Source organism: Kordiimonas gwangyangensis DSM 19435 = JCM 12864, from assembly GCF_000375545.1.
GTDB lineage: Bacteria > Pseudomonadota > Alphaproteobacteria > Sphingomonadales > Kordiimonadaceae > Kordiimonas > Kordiimonas gwangyangensis.
Genome location: NZ_AQXF01000001.1, coordinates 522,786 through 536,965, shown reverse-complemented (window position 1 = coordinate 536,965; position 14,180 = coordinate 522,786). Strand labels below are relative to the sequence as shown.

The 14,180-nt window shown below is 57.0% G+C and carries 15 protein-coding genes; 10 read left to right on the top strand and 5 right to left on the bottom strand.

Annotation, left to right across the window (positions count from 1 at the left end):
* The first annotated feature begins 23 nt into the window (after positions 1-23).
* The 3 genes from B150_RS19450 to putP all read left to right on the top strand — a co-directional run bounded on the left by B150_RS19450 (position 24) and on the right by putP (position 3,091).
* Positions 24-692: a TorF family putative porin gene (locus B150_RS19450; protein ID WP_162139641.1), complete on the top strand. Its 669-nt coding sequence runs from the start codon at positions 24-26 to the stop codon at positions 690-692.
* Between the two features lie 116 nt (positions 693-808).
* Positions 809-1,312 carry a fasciclin domain-containing protein gene (locus B150_RS0102570; RefSeq protein WP_020398317.1) on the top strand — a complete coding sequence of 168 codons (504 nt, stop codon included), beginning with the start codon at positions 809-811 and terminating at the stop codon, positions 1,310-1,312.
* Positions 1,313-1,588: 276 nt separating this feature from the next.
* Positions 1,589-3,091, top strand: a complete 1,503-nt coding sequence (gene putP, locus B150_RS0102565; protein ID WP_020398316.1) for a sodium/proline symporter PutP — start codon at positions 1,589-1,591, stop codon at positions 3,089-3,091.
* A 78-nt stretch (positions 3,092-3,169) separates the two neighbouring features.
* Here the strand turns inward: putP and B150_RS0102560 are convergent, their stop codons facing one another.
* Positions 3,170-4,861, bottom strand: a complete 1,692-nt coding sequence (locus B150_RS0102560; protein WP_020398315.1) for an amidohydrolase — start codon at positions 4,859-4,861, stop codon at positions 3,170-3,172.
* 132 nt (positions 4,862-4,993) lie between these two features.
* Here B150_RS0102560 and B150_RS0102555 point away from each other — a divergent pair, with 132 nt between their 5' ends.
* On the top strand, positions 4,994-6,343 hold the full coding sequence (locus tag B150_RS0102555) for a putative O-glycosylation ligase, exosortase A system-associated (RefSeq protein ID WP_020398314.1): 1,350 nt from the start codon (positions 4,994-4,996) through the stop codon (positions 6,341-6,343).
* A 4-nt stretch (positions 6,344-6,347) separates the two neighbouring features.
* Here B150_RS0102555 and B150_RS0102550 read toward each other — a convergent pair whose 3' ends face one another.
* Both B150_RS0102550 and pspF read right to left on the bottom strand, forming a co-directional pair.
* Positions 6,348-6,710: a hypothetical protein gene (locus tag B150_RS0102550; protein WP_020398313.1), complete on the bottom strand. Its 363-nt coding sequence runs from the start codon at positions 6,708-6,710 to the stop codon at positions 6,348-6,350.
* Between the two features lie 41 nt (positions 6,711-6,751).
* Positions 6,752-7,780, bottom strand: a complete 1,029-nt coding sequence (pspF, locus tag B150_RS0102545; protein WP_020398312.1) for a phage shock protein operon transcriptional activator — start codon at positions 7,778-7,780, stop codon at positions 6,752-6,754.
* A 222-nt stretch (positions 7,781-8,002) separates the two neighbouring features.
* Here pspF and B150_RS23160 point away from each other — a divergent pair, with 222 nt between their 5' ends.
* The 5 genes from B150_RS23160 to B150_RS0102520 all read left to right on the top strand — a co-directional run bounded on the left by B150_RS23160 (position 8,003) and on the right by B150_RS0102520 (position 10,425).
* Positions 8,003-8,170, top strand: a complete 168-nt coding sequence (locus B150_RS23160; RefSeq protein WP_020398311.1) for a hypothetical protein — start codon at positions 8,003-8,005, stop codon at positions 8,168-8,170.
* Between the two features lie 177 nt (positions 8,171-8,347).
* Positions 8,348-9,058 (top strand): phage shock protein PspA, encoded by a 711-nt coding sequence (pspA, locus tag B150_RS0102535; RefSeq protein ID WP_020398310.1) that lies wholly within the window; start codon positions 8,348-8,350, stop codon positions 9,056-9,058.
* 55 nt (positions 9,059-9,113) lie between these two features.
* A complete protein-coding gene (gene pspB, locus B150_RS0102530; RefSeq protein WP_025896933.1) occupies positions 9,114-9,341 on the top strand; it encodes an envelope stress response membrane protein PspB in 228 nt (75 codons plus the stop codon).
* Positions 9,328-9,720, top strand: coding sequence for an envelope stress response membrane protein PspC (gene pspC / locus B150_RS0102525; protein ID WP_020398308.1), 393 nt, complete (start codon positions 9,328-9,330; stop codon positions 9,718-9,720). Before pspB ends, pspC begins: the two co-directional genes overlap by 14 nt.
* Positions 9,721-9,867: 147 nt before the next feature.
* Positions 9,868-10,425, top strand: coding sequence for a PAS domain-containing protein (locus tag B150_RS0102520; RefSeq protein ID WP_020398307.1), 558 nt, complete (start codon positions 9,868-9,870; stop codon positions 10,423-10,425).
* A gap of 79 nt (positions 10,426-10,504) precedes the next feature.
* Here B150_RS0102520 and B150_RS0102515 read toward each other — a convergent pair whose 3' ends face one another.
* Positions 10,505-12,112: an amidohydrolase family protein gene (locus B150_RS0102515; RefSeq protein ID WP_020398306.1), complete on the bottom strand. Its 1,608-nt coding sequence runs from the start codon at positions 12,110-12,112 to the stop codon at positions 10,505-10,507.
* Positions 12,113-12,276: 164 nt separating this feature from the next.
* On the opposite strand from B150_RS0102515, the gene B150_RS0102510 reads away from it, so the two are divergent.
* Complete coding sequence (locus B150_RS0102510; RefSeq protein ID WP_020398305.1) at positions 12,277-12,822, top strand: PAS domain-containing protein; 546 nt, start codon at positions 12,277-12,279, stop codon at positions 12,820-12,822.
* Positions 12,823-12,826: 4 nt separating this feature from the next.
* On the opposite strand, the gene B150_RS0102505 is transcribed toward B150_RS0102510, so the two are convergent.
* Entirely contained in the window at positions 12,827-14,164 is a 1,338-nt protein-coding gene (locus tag B150_RS0102505; RefSeq protein ID WP_020398304.1) for a spinster family MFS transporter, read from the bottom strand.
* Positions 14,165-14,180: the final 16 nt, after the last annotated feature.

Here is a 14,180-nt window from a genome sequence, read left to right as displayed (position 1 = left end):
GACATGAGTAGAGGAGAATGCTTGTGCGTTTCACCCCCGTCTTTGGCGCCTGTGTCGCGCTTGCTGTTATAACACCTGCCACCCTAGCCGACGGTATCGAGTTGTCCGGCGATGTATCGGTCGTATCGGAATACCGGTTCCGGGGTCTGTCCCTGTCGGACAAGGACCCGGCCTTGCAGGGTAGCATCAATGCTTCCATGGGAAATTTCAGCGTAGGCGCCTGGGGCTCCAGCGTAGCCAACTCTGTTGTCGGGGCCGATGCCGAGATTGATATCGTTGCAGGCTATGGGTTCGAGCTCTCAGAAACCTTGAGTTTCAGCGTGGGCGGCACGGCCTATCTCTATGCCGGTGGTGGTGACCTTGACTATGGCGAACTGAACGCAGTGTTTACCTATGCGGTGGATACATTCGATGTATCCCTCGGGCTCGCCTACGTACCGTCGCAAGCGAACAGTGGCAACCGCGACAATACCTATATCTTTTCCTCCGTAAATTATCCGGTCAGTGAAAAACTGGGTGCATTCGCTTCACTTGCCTATGAGGATGGCGCGTTTGGTGACGGTAAATGGGACTGGTCCTTGGGCGCGTCCTATGACCTTGGTTTTGGCTCGGTGCGGCTTAGCTACGTTGATACCAACAAGGGCGGCATTGGTGCCGCCGGTGTTGTGGGTGGTATCAGTGTTGCGTTTTAGGTTTATAAATTCCTGAAATATTACAATATCTTGCCTGCTCTCACGTAAGCGTGATGTGATCTGTGATCGTTTGCTCGCCGTAGCGAATGCATCACAGTTCACTTACGGAGAGAGACATGACAAAGAAACTTCTGACCCTGGCCTGCGCGCTTGTTATGGGCTTCATACTGCCCGGTGTGGCAAGTGCTGACCATCACGGCAAAATGAAAGCCGACATCGTTGATACGGCGGTAAGCGCGGGCAGCTTTGAAACACTTGTGGCGGCGGTGAAGGCAGCCGGGCTTGTCGAAACGCTCAAAAGCGATGGCCCGTTCACTGTATTTGCGCCAACGGATGACGCATTTGCCAAACTTCCTGCCGGCACCGTGGATATGCTCCTGAAGCCCGAAAACAAAGACAAGTTGGTCGCTATCCTTACCTATCATGTGGTGCCAGGCAAGGTGATGTCTGCTGATCTCGCAGGCAAGAAGCTCGGTGCCAAAACCGTTCAGGGCAGCGACGTAAGCATCGATGCAACTCATGGCGGCGTCATGGTAGATGATGCAAAGGTCATCAAGGCGGATATCGCTACCTCCAACGGCGTTATCCACGTGATCGACCAAGTGATCATGCCGAACTAACACACTACATAGCTTGCCGGCTCTGGCGCCTCCTGTCCAACGGCGGGGGACGCCATGCCCGTTTTGCCATAAAATGCTTGTTGCTGAACCCAGGCCGCTCTCCGAGGCTTGTTTGACAAAAAATGGCACTTGTGGCATAAGGTGGCCAGCTAACACGTTGACATTTAAGGCCTCTGCATTGCAGGGGCCTTAATCATTTGGGCAATCGCGCACTCGTCGGGCCGCAGGGATGCGGCCTTAAGTTTGCGCCGTTTGAGCGAATAACAGGAGAAAGACATGGAAATCGGTACACTGGTCTCACTGGCGTTATATTTTATCGCCATGCTCGGGATCGGACTGTATGCCTACCGCACCTCAACGGATGATGTGTCCGGCTATATGCTGGGCGGGCGGAAACTAAGCCCGGGGCTTACCGCACTCTCCGCCGGTGCGTCGGACATGAGCGGATGGCTGCTGATGGGGCTGCCGGGAGCCGTGTTCATTTCCGGTTTTTCCAATATGTGGCTGGGGCTTGGACTGTTTCTGGGTGCATTCGCCAACTATATCCTCGTGGCCCCGCGCCTCCGTGTTTATACGGAGGTCGCCAAGGACGCCATCACCTTGCCTGAGTTCTTCGAGAACCGGTTCGAGGACGGCTCCCGCTTGCTCAGGGTTATCCCTTCAGTGGTGATCATCATCTTCTTCACGCTCTACACGTCGTCCGGTGTGGTTGCTGGCGGTAAGCTGTTCGAAAGCTCCTTCGGCCTTTCCTATGAGCTTGGGCTTTATATCACCGCGGGTGTGGTCGTGACCTACACACTGTTTGGTGGTTTTCTTGCCGTCAGTATGACCGACTTTGTGCAGGGCTGTATCATGTTCGTGGCACTTATCATGGTGCCCATCGTGGCTTTCTTCGATTTCTCCAGCACCAGTGAGCTGATGTCTGTTGCGCGCGGTATTGACCCCACGCTGACCAGTATCACAAGCGGCATCACCATTGTGGGTATCATCTCCGCCATGTCGTGGGGCCTCGGGTACTTTGGTCAGCCGCACGTGATTGTACGCTTCATGGCCATCCGTTCGGTGGGGGATGTAAAAACCGCGCGCCGCATTGGCATGAGCTGGATGTTCGTGTCCGTCATTGGTGCCTTGTCAACCGGTTTCATTGGCCTCGCCTACATGACCAAAAACGGCCTGTCGCTTGAGGACCCGGAGACGATTTTCATCGTGCTGTCGCAGCTTCTGTTCCATCCGCTTATTGGCGGTTTCCTGCTGGCGGCAATCCTGGCGGCTATCATGAGCACGATCTCAAGCCAGCTTCTGGTGTCTTCAAGCTCGCTGACCGAAGATTTTTACAAGCTTTTTGTGCGCCGTTCGGCAAGCCAGAAGGAACTGGTGCTGATTGGCCGCCTGTCGGTGGTGGCGGTGGCGCTTGTGGCCATTGGCTTTGCCTATGACCGGTCATCAAGCGTGCTGTCGCTCGTCAGTAATGCGTGGGCTGGTTTTGGTGCCGCCTTCGGTCCCCTTGTGGTCATGAGCCTGTTCTGGAAACGCATGAACGCCAAGGGTGCGATTGCGGGCATGATCGCGGGTGCCGTGACGGTGCTCCTGTGGATTTATGGCCCCATCACCATTGGCGGCGCGCATTCAAGTGCGGTGCTTTATGAGATCATCCCGGGTGTGATTGTCTCCACGCTGACCACGATCATTGTCAGCCTGCTGACCGCACCGCCGGGCCCGGGCGTGCGGGAAAGCTTCGCCAAGATGGAAAAAGCCCTCGAAGACGGGCTGGCTTCTTAAACCTCCAAAAAACAAGGCCCGGACGCGCAAGCATCCGGGCCTTTTTCATGTGTGCAATAGGTGTGCACGATCTGTGCATCAGTCCTTGAGGTAAATCACCTCGCCGTCCACCATGGTCATAACGGCTTCACCCTTTGGAATGGCCGAAGGCTCAGCGGTCATCAGGTTGACGGAGAAAGCGGTCAGGTCCGCTTTCTTGCCAACGGTGATGGAGCCGATTTCATCTTCCTGGAAAGACGCCATGGCGGGCCAGAGAGTGAACATCTTGAGTGCATCGGCGCGGCTGACCGCTTCTTCCGCGTGCCAGTTTTCGCCCTGGAAGCCCGCAAGGTCATGCCGGTAGATGGCAGCATAATATTCAATCAGCGGGTCACCGCGCTCAACAGGCGCATCTGAGCCACCCGCCACGATCACACCGCTGTTGATGAAACTTTGCCACGCGTATGCGCCCACAAGGCGTTCCTCACCGAGGCGCGCCGGCGCGAAGTGCAGGTCGCCGATGGCGTGGCTTGGCTGCATGGACGGGATAACACCGAGCGCCTTGTAGCGCGGGATATCTTCTGGGCTCACGATCTGGGTGTGTTCGTCGCGCCAACGCGGGTTGGCGACTGCGCGTTCGATGGTTGGCACTTCCTGCATGACCTCCTCGTACCAGTCGAGCAGCAGGCGGTTGCCCCGGTCGCCAATGGCGTGTGTGTTCACCTGAATACCAAGGGACATTGCCTTCCTCAGGATTGGCATGGTGTCTTCCTTGGTGGTCAGCAGAAGCCCGGAGGTTGCCGCATCGGCATAAGGCTCCAGAAGTGCCGCGCCGCGGCTCCCGAGTGCGCCGTCCATATATAGTTTGATCGCGCGGGTGATAATATGCCCATCCGTGCTCATGCGCTTACCGCCAATGAACAGCTGGTCGGCGTCACTGGGCTCAATGGAATTATAGACACGGATTTTCACGTCGCCTGTGCCTGTCAGCATTTCAAGCGCTTCAACGTGCGTCCACGGCACGGACATATTGTGCATGCCGGACCAGCCGTAGCGCGCGTAAACCTCACTCGCGACTGTCAGTTGCTGGTTGAGGTCAGCATCAGTTGGCTCTGGCTCGAGCCCGCGCACGAGGCTCATGGCTGCGTCAATCAGCATGCCGGTGGGTTCGCCCAGCGCGTTTTTGAGGATATCACCGCCAAAAGGTGGCTCGGTCGTGCCGTCAACACCGGCAAGCTCAAGCGCTTTGGAGTTGGCAACAACAGCGTGGCCGTCCGCGCGGGTCAGGATGACCGGCACGTCCTTCAGCACGGCATCAATGTCCCACCGTGTGGGGAAACGTTTCTCGGGCCAGTGGGTTTCAATCCAGCCGCGGCCAATGATGATCGGCGCGCCTTCATGGTCAGCAGCCCATGCTACAAGCGTTTCCTTGAGTGCGGCGATCGACGGTGTGCCCTCAAGGTTGAGGGTCAGCTCACGTTCGCCAATGCCTGCCATATGGGCGTGGCTGTCGGTGAAGCCCGGGAACAGCGCAGCACCGTCAAGTGACATGACGGTGGTGGCGTTGCCCACAAGCGCTTCAGCGCCCGCGCGCGAGCCGACGTAAACAAATTTTCCGCCCTTGATGGCAATGGCTTCAGCCTCGGGCATGGTATCGTCAGCGGTATAAATGGGGCCGCCCCAAATGACGATATCGGCTGCGTTTTCGCTTCCCGACACCGTACTATCTTGGGCCGCGGCTGCCTGCGCACCGATGATGAGCGCGGCAATAAGCCGGATGAAGTGGCGCATGTTGGTCCTCCTGCAATGGTGGCACCATGCTATGGTTTCAAAAAGTACTGTCAAGCGATACACTTGCATGTGATGGGTGCGATCTGCCAAAGTGCCCACGGGTTGATGTTCTAAGATCGGGGAAAAAGGCTCATGCGCGGCGCCATCGTTGCCTTGCTGTTGTTCATGTGGATGCCATTCATCCTCTTCAAGCCCTATATCGGCGTTCTGCTGTGGGACTGGATTTCACACATGAACCCGCACAAGCAGTCTTACGGCTTCGCAACGACATTCCCATTCCTTGACTTTGTCGCGGCAATGACCCTCGGGGGGCTTGTCCTCAGCAAAGATAACAAGAGCCTTCCAGGACATCCCATCATCGCAGCGATGCTGATTTACCTGTTCTGGACACTTTGCACCACGATGATGGCGTTCGAACCCAATCATTCGTATGGCAAGCTGATCTATATTTTTAAGGTCATGCTGTTTGCGATGGTGGCTGTAATGGTCATGAAGTCACCAATTCGGCTGAAGGCGTTTATCTATGTCATGATGGCGTCACTGGCGTTTATCGGCATCAAGGGTGGGCTCTTCACGATTATGACCGGTGGTAGCGGCCGGGTTCAGGGCGCGGGCGGCATGATGGAAGACAACAACCAGCTCGCCATGGCCATGGCCATGCTGGTGCCGCTGTCGATCTTCTTTGTTCAGCACCCGCCGCACAGGCTTCTAAAGTGGCCAGCGATTGGATCAACCGTAGCAATCATTCTTTCGGTTATCGGGACCCAGTCCCGTGGCGGGTTTGCAGCGCTCGCAGGCGTTCTAGGCATGATCCTGATGAAGTCCAAATACCGTTTCAAGATGCTGGTGTTGATGATCCCACTTGTCGTGGCTGGATATTATTTCGTGCCCGACAGCTGGAAAGCGCGCATGGAAAGTACCGGTGAGGCAACAGAGGATACGAGCTTCCTTGGCCGTGTTATCATGTGGCGTTTCTCTTCCAACGTGGCAGACGACAATCCCATGGAAGGGGGCGGCTTTAACATCTTCTATCTGCGCCGGGCGCAGGAACTTTACATGCCGCCGGGACGTACTCCACGCGCGCCGCACTCATCCTATTTCGAGGTGCTGGCGGAACATGGTTACGTTGGGCTGGTTCTTTATCTCACCATGCTGTTTACCGCCTGGTATGCTGCGGGGACAAATGCGAAAAGGTTTCGACCCTATGAGCAAACGCGATGGATTGGGGATCTATGCGCTGCCATCCAGCTGGGGCTCGTGGGGTATGCGCTGGGCGGCCTTACGGTAAACATCGCAACATTCGACCTATTCTACCATTTCATGGCCGTGATCGTGATGTGTTCTGTCGTGGGCGAGAAAATGCTGACAAAAGACCTTACGACGCAGGTGGGTGGCGTGTCGGTCAAGGTGTCCACCAAATGGGCGCCGCCAGGCCATGCCGCCAAGCGCGAAGGGAATACCGGAACCTCTCCCGGCAGTTGACAGGTCAGGGTCTGTCGGTTGGGTCCTGGTCTTGCTGCGCGGCGTCGTCTGACTGGAAGCGCATGAAGGCGCTTTTGCTTTTTCTGGTGCGGCCGCGCAGGAACGCGATGATGAGCCCGAGCGCGGCGCCCGCTGCAATCACTCCTGCGAACATGATGAAGAAGCCCAGCACCCATGTGAACAAGCTATAGAGGCTCTCACATTCACCCTCGCACAGTACATCGTTTGGGTTACCGACCCAAAGCTTGAACGCGGCGAAAGCCACAAGGCTCAGCACCACGAGGCCGATGATGTTGCGCGTGTTCAGGAGGAAAGTGGCTTTCCTGCGGGAGCGTTGGCGCTTCTGAATGAACGGGTTCTCTGACATGGCGGCACTATGGGGCCGGGCTGCATGGGCGTCAAGCCGCGTTAGAGCAGGCCGTGTTTCTTGAGGCTATGGCGCAACTGGTCATAGCTCAGGCTCAGGTAATCTGCCGCCGCGCGCTGGTTGAAGCGGTTTTCCTTGAGCGCATGCTCGAGAAGGCGTTTTTCCTGCGCGGCCACCTCCGCGCGCAGGTCGAACGGGCCGTTGGGCAGGTCCGGTTTTTTCTCAGCTGCCGGCATGGGAAGTGTCGGTGCCTCCGCCGTGGCGGCCTTGCGGTTGCGTTTTGTCTTGGGTCGGAAAGGGCTGTCGAAGGGGTCGAACGTGATATTGCAGATCGGCTGCTCACCGTCCCATGCGCGGTATATGGCGCGCTCCACCACGTTTTTCAGCTCCCGCACGTTGCCCGGCCAGTGATGCTCCATCATCGCTTCCGTCGCCAGGTCGCTGAAGCCTGGGAAGGTTAGCCATTCAAGTTCGCGAGCCATGTTGCGACCAAAATGTTCGGCAAGGGTCATGATGTCCTCGCGCCGCGCCCGCAGGGGTGGAACGGTCAGCACGTCGAAGGCCAATCTGTCCAGAAGGTCGTGGCGGAACTCACCCATCTCCGCCGCTGCAGGCAAGTCAATGTTGGTGGCGCCGATCACACGCACGTCCACCTCAATGGTGTCAGTGCCGCCCACACGCTCAAACTCACCATATTCAATCACGCGCAGCAATTTCTCCTGCGCTGACATGCTCATGGTGCCAATCTCGTCAAGGAACAGGCTGCCTTCGTCCGCTGCCTCAAAGCGCCCGGCGCGGCGACCACGTGCACCGGTGAAGGCGCCTTGCTCGTACCCGAACAGTTCGCTTTCCAGCAGGGTTTCAGCGAGTGCTGCGCAGTTCATCTTCTGGAACGGCTTGTTCCAGCGGTTTGACAGATAGTGCAGGCGGGCTGCGATCAGTTCCTTGCCGGTACCGCGTTCACCGATGACAAGAAGCGGGCGGTCAAGGGGCGCGGCTCGGCTGATCCGGTCCATAAGGTCCAGAAACGCGGCTGATGAGCCAATGATTTGATCCTGCCTGATTTCCATATGCCAATATATAGTGAAAAATACCAACTATTGGCAATTATAATTGGAGAAAATTGCCATTATTCAAGAATGGAAATTTATTTTCCATATTTTTCAATGACTTAAAATTTTTTCAAAAACTGGCACGGGGGCTGCAAATATAGGGTCGTCAGCGAGAGATGAACAAAACAACAAGCTGACATAACAAAAAAAGACAGCGAACTTAGACTAGAGGACAGAACGATGAATAAGATGTTGCAACTCAGCTCGGCACTTTCCAGCATCAACCGGACAAGCGAGGAAGTTGATGGCCTGATCGCCAGCTTTGGCCTTATCCGCCAGTCGGAAGGCCGGAATACAACTGGCCGCCGCGGTCGCCGCATCGAGCGTCGTCGTCGCCGTCTGCACTAGTCACCTTTGGCCCGGTGTCGTGCGAGGGGCACCGGGTCAGCGACTTAAAAGAGGCTAACTATAATAAAACAAGTGGCCCAGGTTGCACCGATGCAAAATCGGGGAGGACGTCCCAAAGAAATGGCCGCGAAAGCCACCCGGGACACGTAGCGAGGAACACAAGAAAGGACTTGTAAAATGGGTATTTTTTCACGACTGACCGACATCATTAACTCGAACATCAACGCAATTCTCGACAAGGCGGAAGATCCGGAAAAAATCATCCGCATGGTCATCCAGGAAATGGAAGACACGCTTGTTGAGGTACGCTCTTCGGCTGCCAAAACGATTGCGGACCAGAAAGATATCGAGCGTCGGATCGCCAAGGTGAAAAAAGCGCAGGCCGAATGGGAGAAGAAGGCGGAACTCGCCATCTCCAAAGGCCGGGACGACCTTGCAAAAGGTGCGCTGATTGAAAAGTCCAAGGTTGCCGACATGGAAGCTCACCTCACTGAGGAACTGAAGCACCTGCAGGAAGCGCTGACGCGCAACGAGGAAGATGTCATCAAGCTTGACGCCAAGCTTCGTGAAGCCCGCGCCAAGAAGGCCAGCATTCAGGCGCGCCACAAATCGGTTACGAACCAGGTGCGTGTGCGCAAGAACCTCTATGATGGTCGCATCCAGGACGCGTTTGACCGCTTCGACAAGGTTGACGCCCGTCTGGACCGCCTTGAAGGTGAAGCAGAGGCCATGAACATCGGTCGCGGTGAGAACCTTGAAGATCAGTTCCGGGCCCTTGAAGCGGATGACGATATCGAGCAGGAGCTCGCGGCCCTCAAAGCCAAAGCTTCCGGCAGCGCCACCAAAGAAGCCCCCAAGCCTGCTGCAAAGAAATCGGCGTCGAAGTAATTCGGCGCCGGCCACGGCAGGCAAATAAAAAGAACAAAAAACGGGAGAGGCCCAAATGGAAGTAATACCGATATTAATGCTGGTGATCGTTGCCCCGCTCTGGATCATCTTCCACTACATCACGAAGTGGAAACAGATGAAGGGGATCACCGCCGAAGATGAAGCGTCGCTGAGCGACCTGCGCACCGCCGCTGACCGACTGGAAGACCGCCTTCGCACCATGGAACGCATCATGGATGACGAAGTACCAGACTGGAGGAGCCGCCATCATGACAAATTTTAAGAACCGCCCAACCAAACTGTACAAGGTCCCGCAAGAGGGTCGCATCATGGGGGTTTGTGCCGGGATTGCAGATTACCTCGGCGTCAAAGTTGGCCTGGTTCGGTTCCTCACCATCGTCGGCGCAGTATTCACCGGTTTCTGGCTCTTCATCATCGGTTACCTTGTTCTGGGCCTCGCGCTCGATCCGATGCCGGAAGGCCTCTACCGCGACGACGAAGAAGAAGAGTTCTGGCGTCAGACGCGTAAAAGCCCGGACTATACCGCAGCAGAGCTGCGCCGCCGCTTCCGCGATATCGAACGCCGTACCTCTGACATGGAGGCCTATATGACCAGCAAGCGCTTTCGCCTTGAGCGCGAACTGAGGGCCCTCGAAGACTAGGACTTAGGCACTCTCTTTCCGGACCTCTCCGGACCAGAAAGACACGGGCGGAACCGAATATGGTCCCGCCCTTTTTTTATGATTGTTCCACATTGCCTGATCTGATTTGCACCACTAGAATGCCCCTGTCATCCTAGGGGCGCGTATATGCAAAAGAGTATTCAGGAAAATCCGATCTTCAAGGCGGTCTATGAGGTTTGGGACAGCCTCCGGACAGGTGATGAGCTGGTGCCGACGCGGGACAAGTTCAACCCGATGGCGCTTGGCGCAGCACTGCCGAACGTGGTGTTGGTGGAGCGTGTGAGCCGCGCCCGCTATGAATACCGCGTGATGGGCACGGCCGTCAGTGCGCGCCAGCAGGAAAACCCCATCGGCTTCAATATGCTTGAATATTTCGTGCCGGAAGTGCGGGAATTTCTGTCCAACTGGTTCGAAGCCATGACCTTCCAGCCGTGCGGCACCATCACCAGCATGGACCTGATTTATAATAACGACCCGAAGCGCGGCGCACAGGCGCTGGGCCTGCCCATGCTCGGCAAGGGCGGCATGCACGACTATTACCTGTTCGGAAACTATGCCTGGGGTGAACATCACCCGGACGACCTTGGCGGGCTTGTGAGCGCGGGTGCCAATAAACTCAGCTGTGTTGGCATTGATATTGGCGCGGGGCTGCCCGGCCACCTGACCGACCAGCCGGACCGCTAGGGTCAATTGGTCTCGTGGTTATGAAAAAGGCGGTGAATTCACCGCCTTTCTGTTTTTGGCACCTCTGTAAGGGCGCATCTTATTCGGCACGCGGCGCGTTTGCGATCGCCAGCGGTTTATCCGGGTTCATGCCTGCTTTCACCTTGGCGTCGCGCACCATGGCGCGCACATCCGCACGCAGCTTGAAGGCGTCATAGACAATGCCGTCCTTGATGGTCCAGCGCACGCCACCGACGCGCTCGACAAGGCCGGTCTCCTTGTTCAGCTTCACCGCACCGGTGCCATAGAGCACCTTGAAGTTATGCAAGGGGTTTTCATCGACGACCACTAGGTCGGCCTTCTTGCCAACCTCAACCGCGCCAATCTCATCCTCCATGCCCATCTCCTCCGCGCCGATGGTGGTGGCGGACCGGATCACCTCAAGCGGGTGGAAACCGGCTTCCTGCAGCAATTCGAACTCCTGAATATAACCAAAGCCGTAGAGGCTATAGATATAACCCGTGTCGCTGCCCACGCCGATCTTGCCGCCGCGGTTCTTGTATTCATTGATGAACTGCATCCAGATTTTATAGTTTTTCTGCCACTCCACCTCATGCCCTGTGGTCCAGTCAAACCAGTAGGAGCCGTGGGCTTCCGCGCTCGGGCGGTAGAAATCCCACAGCGCTGGCATGGTGTATTCGTCGTGCCAGATGGCGCGGCTCATACGCATCAGGTCGCGCGAGGCAACATAGATGGTGAAGGTGGGGTTGATGGCAAAGTCGCGCGCGAGCAAGGTTTCCATCACCTCGTTCCATTTGTCGGACCCTGGCTTGGCGGCCTGTTTCCAAAGTTTGCCCGCCTCGCCAAAGCGGTCCATCTCATCCGTGTAGATATAATCCGCCGGATAGTCCTGGATCAGCCGGTCCTCGAACATCGCTTCCGGCAGGCCGTACCAGTGTTCCATGCTATCGAGCCCGTGCGCCGTGGTGTCGAGCACGTTGGCGTCTGTCACCGCGGTCTGACTATGGTGCATGGTGGTACGGAGGCCCAGTTTTTCCGCTTCATCAAGGCCGGCGATCAGCGCCTTCTTCGGGTTGCCGACGAATTTCACGCCGTCAGAGCCGATTTTCTTGAAGCGCTGGATGGTTTCGCGCGCCTGTTTCTCGGTTTCAATGCCAGCGAAGGATGAATAGGCCACGATGCGCGGCGCGGTGATTTCGTTTTTCGCGCTGCGGCGTTTGAAATCAACCGTGCGTTCGTCTCCGCTGAAGCCCACAATACGCGCGGTTGTAACCCCGTGCGCGAGCCACAGCTTGAAAATATATTCGGGGCTGACGCCCTGACCGAAGTCTTCACCGTGGATATGAGCGTGCACATCCACAAAACCGGGCAGAATGTATTTGCCAGTGGCATCAATTTCGCGGTCGCCTTTCGCGGGCCGACCCTCTGGCTTGATCGGGTTGCCGGGAGTGCCAACAACCTTGATCTCGGTAATGCGGTTTTTCTCCACCACCACATCAGCGGGGCCATAGGCGGGCGCGCCGGTGCCGTCGATGATGTAAGCGCCGCGCAGCACAAGGCGGCCATACTGGCCTTCGCCTTCCTGCGCGTCTGCCAGTTCGGATTTGGTTTCCCCATCGGCCATCAAGCCCATGGTCATGGAAACGCTGGCAAGCAGCGCGAGGCCCATTTTGCGGAAATTACGCATTATTATCTCCCCTCAAAAATCTGGTGCACAGGTTACATGTTTTTGCGCGCCCGTACAGGGCAAAGCGCCCGCAGCTTTTTCGCGTGAAGTTCAACATTTCTTAACCGCAGGCACGGCATGAAGAAGGTGGGTAAGCACTATAACTTGTTGGGGCACATGGGTTTATGAGTACGGAAAGCCGGTTCGAAAGATTTAATGACATCTGGTCATCATTCCTGCGACCGGGCGCTATCGTGCCGCGCAAAAGTGACATTCGCCCCATGGCGTTCGGCGACCTGCTGCCCGATGTATCCCTCGTGCAGTGCCATGCGCCGGGTGACTACCGCTTTCGCCTGCTTGGCTCCGGCATCAATCAGCGTATGGGCAGCGACCCGGTGGGTGAAAATGTGCTGTCGCTGATGCACCCACGCACCCACGACTATATCGTTCAATGGTTCGAACTTTCGATGGCGCAGCCGAACGCAACTGTCAGCGAAGCCGATATTCTGTTTGAGCGTGACGGCAGTCACATCGTGAAGTCACTCGCCCTGCCGCTGGCGGACGATGAAGGCAAGGTCACCAGCTTCATCTTCATGAATGATGCGTGGAAGCCCAGCGTGCAGGACAACTTTGGCGCTTTTCAGTCGTTAGGGTCGCGCCTGTTCGTGATCACCCCGGTCGATATCGGGGCAGGAGTGCCGGACCCGTCGGTCCGGCCACAGGGTATCTAGGCGGCTACCCGCCAATCGCCTTCAGGCGTGCTTCTTCCTCTTCCACCGCTTTTGCATAGGCCTTGCGGCCCCACAGGAAGGTGCCGATGCCCACAGGCACAGTGATGAGCGCGAGCAAGAGGAACGACAGGTTCAGCTTCATCTCGTCACCAAAGATATAGTCAGTGAAGAAACCCAGCGCGAAGGGCCCGGCACCGTAGCCAATGATGCTGGTGCACATCACATAGATGGAGATGATCTGCCCGCGCATCTGGTTTGGCGTGATGATCTGCAAGCTTGCATATGCCACACCGGACGGTGAGTTGATGAAGAAGTTGGAGAAGGCCAGCACGACCCAAGCCGTTGTGGTGTCCTGAATGAAGGGCAGGGTGAAGGACGGAATAGCAAAGCCAAGCGGTGCCGCCATCAGCGCCAGAATATGCGCATCCTTACGGCCTTTCTTGTACAGCCTGTCCGCGAGCCAACCGCCAAACAGCAGCCCCAAGGGGCCAGTGACCAGCGAGATAAGGCCAAAGGTGATGCCCACATCAGCTGGTGCCATCTGGTGATAGCGCACGAAAAAGAAGGGCAGGAAAATCACGCTGCCGAACCCAAGCGCGGCGTTCATCGATACGCCGATACAGATGCTGGAATAAGCGCGTGCCTTGCTGCCGAAATACTTGAGCACATCGCGCACGGGGATGCTCGCACCGGTGCCTGTGGCACCTTTGCGCGGCGGTTCCTTGATGGTGAACATCAGCACAGTCAAAAGAAGGCCGGGCAGGCCCACCATCAGGAAGGCTTTCTGCCAGCCACCCATCAGGCCGTAACCCGGCACCTCGATGTCCGGCAGCTTCTCAGCGAAGTCGATCACCGCGCCGCCCACGATAAAGGCGAGGGCGGAACCCACCGGAATACCCATGGAATACACGCTCAGTGCGGTCGAAAGGCGCTCTTTCGGGAAACTGTCCGCCAGCATGGAGTTGGCGGCAGGCGCAAGTGTCGCTTCACCGACACCCACGCCCATGCGCAGGAGGAAAAGCGACATGAAGCTGCGGGCAAGCGACGACGCCGCCGTCATCAGGCTCCAGAGAAAGAGGCCAATCACAATCAGCATGCGGCGGTTGCCGCTGTCGGCGTAGCGCGCACAGATAAGGCCGAAGGCCGTATAGAATACCGCGAAGGCGAAACCGGTCAGGATGCCGAACTGGGTATCCGAGATGCCGAAATCCGCCTTGATGGCCGGGCCCAAGAGGCCGAGAATCTGGCGGTCGATGAAAGAAAAGGTATAGATAACGAGCAGAAGCACGACCATATACCAGGCATAGGCGGGGCGTGGATAGCCCGGTTCTTTGGATGACATTCAGCGCTTCCCCTCG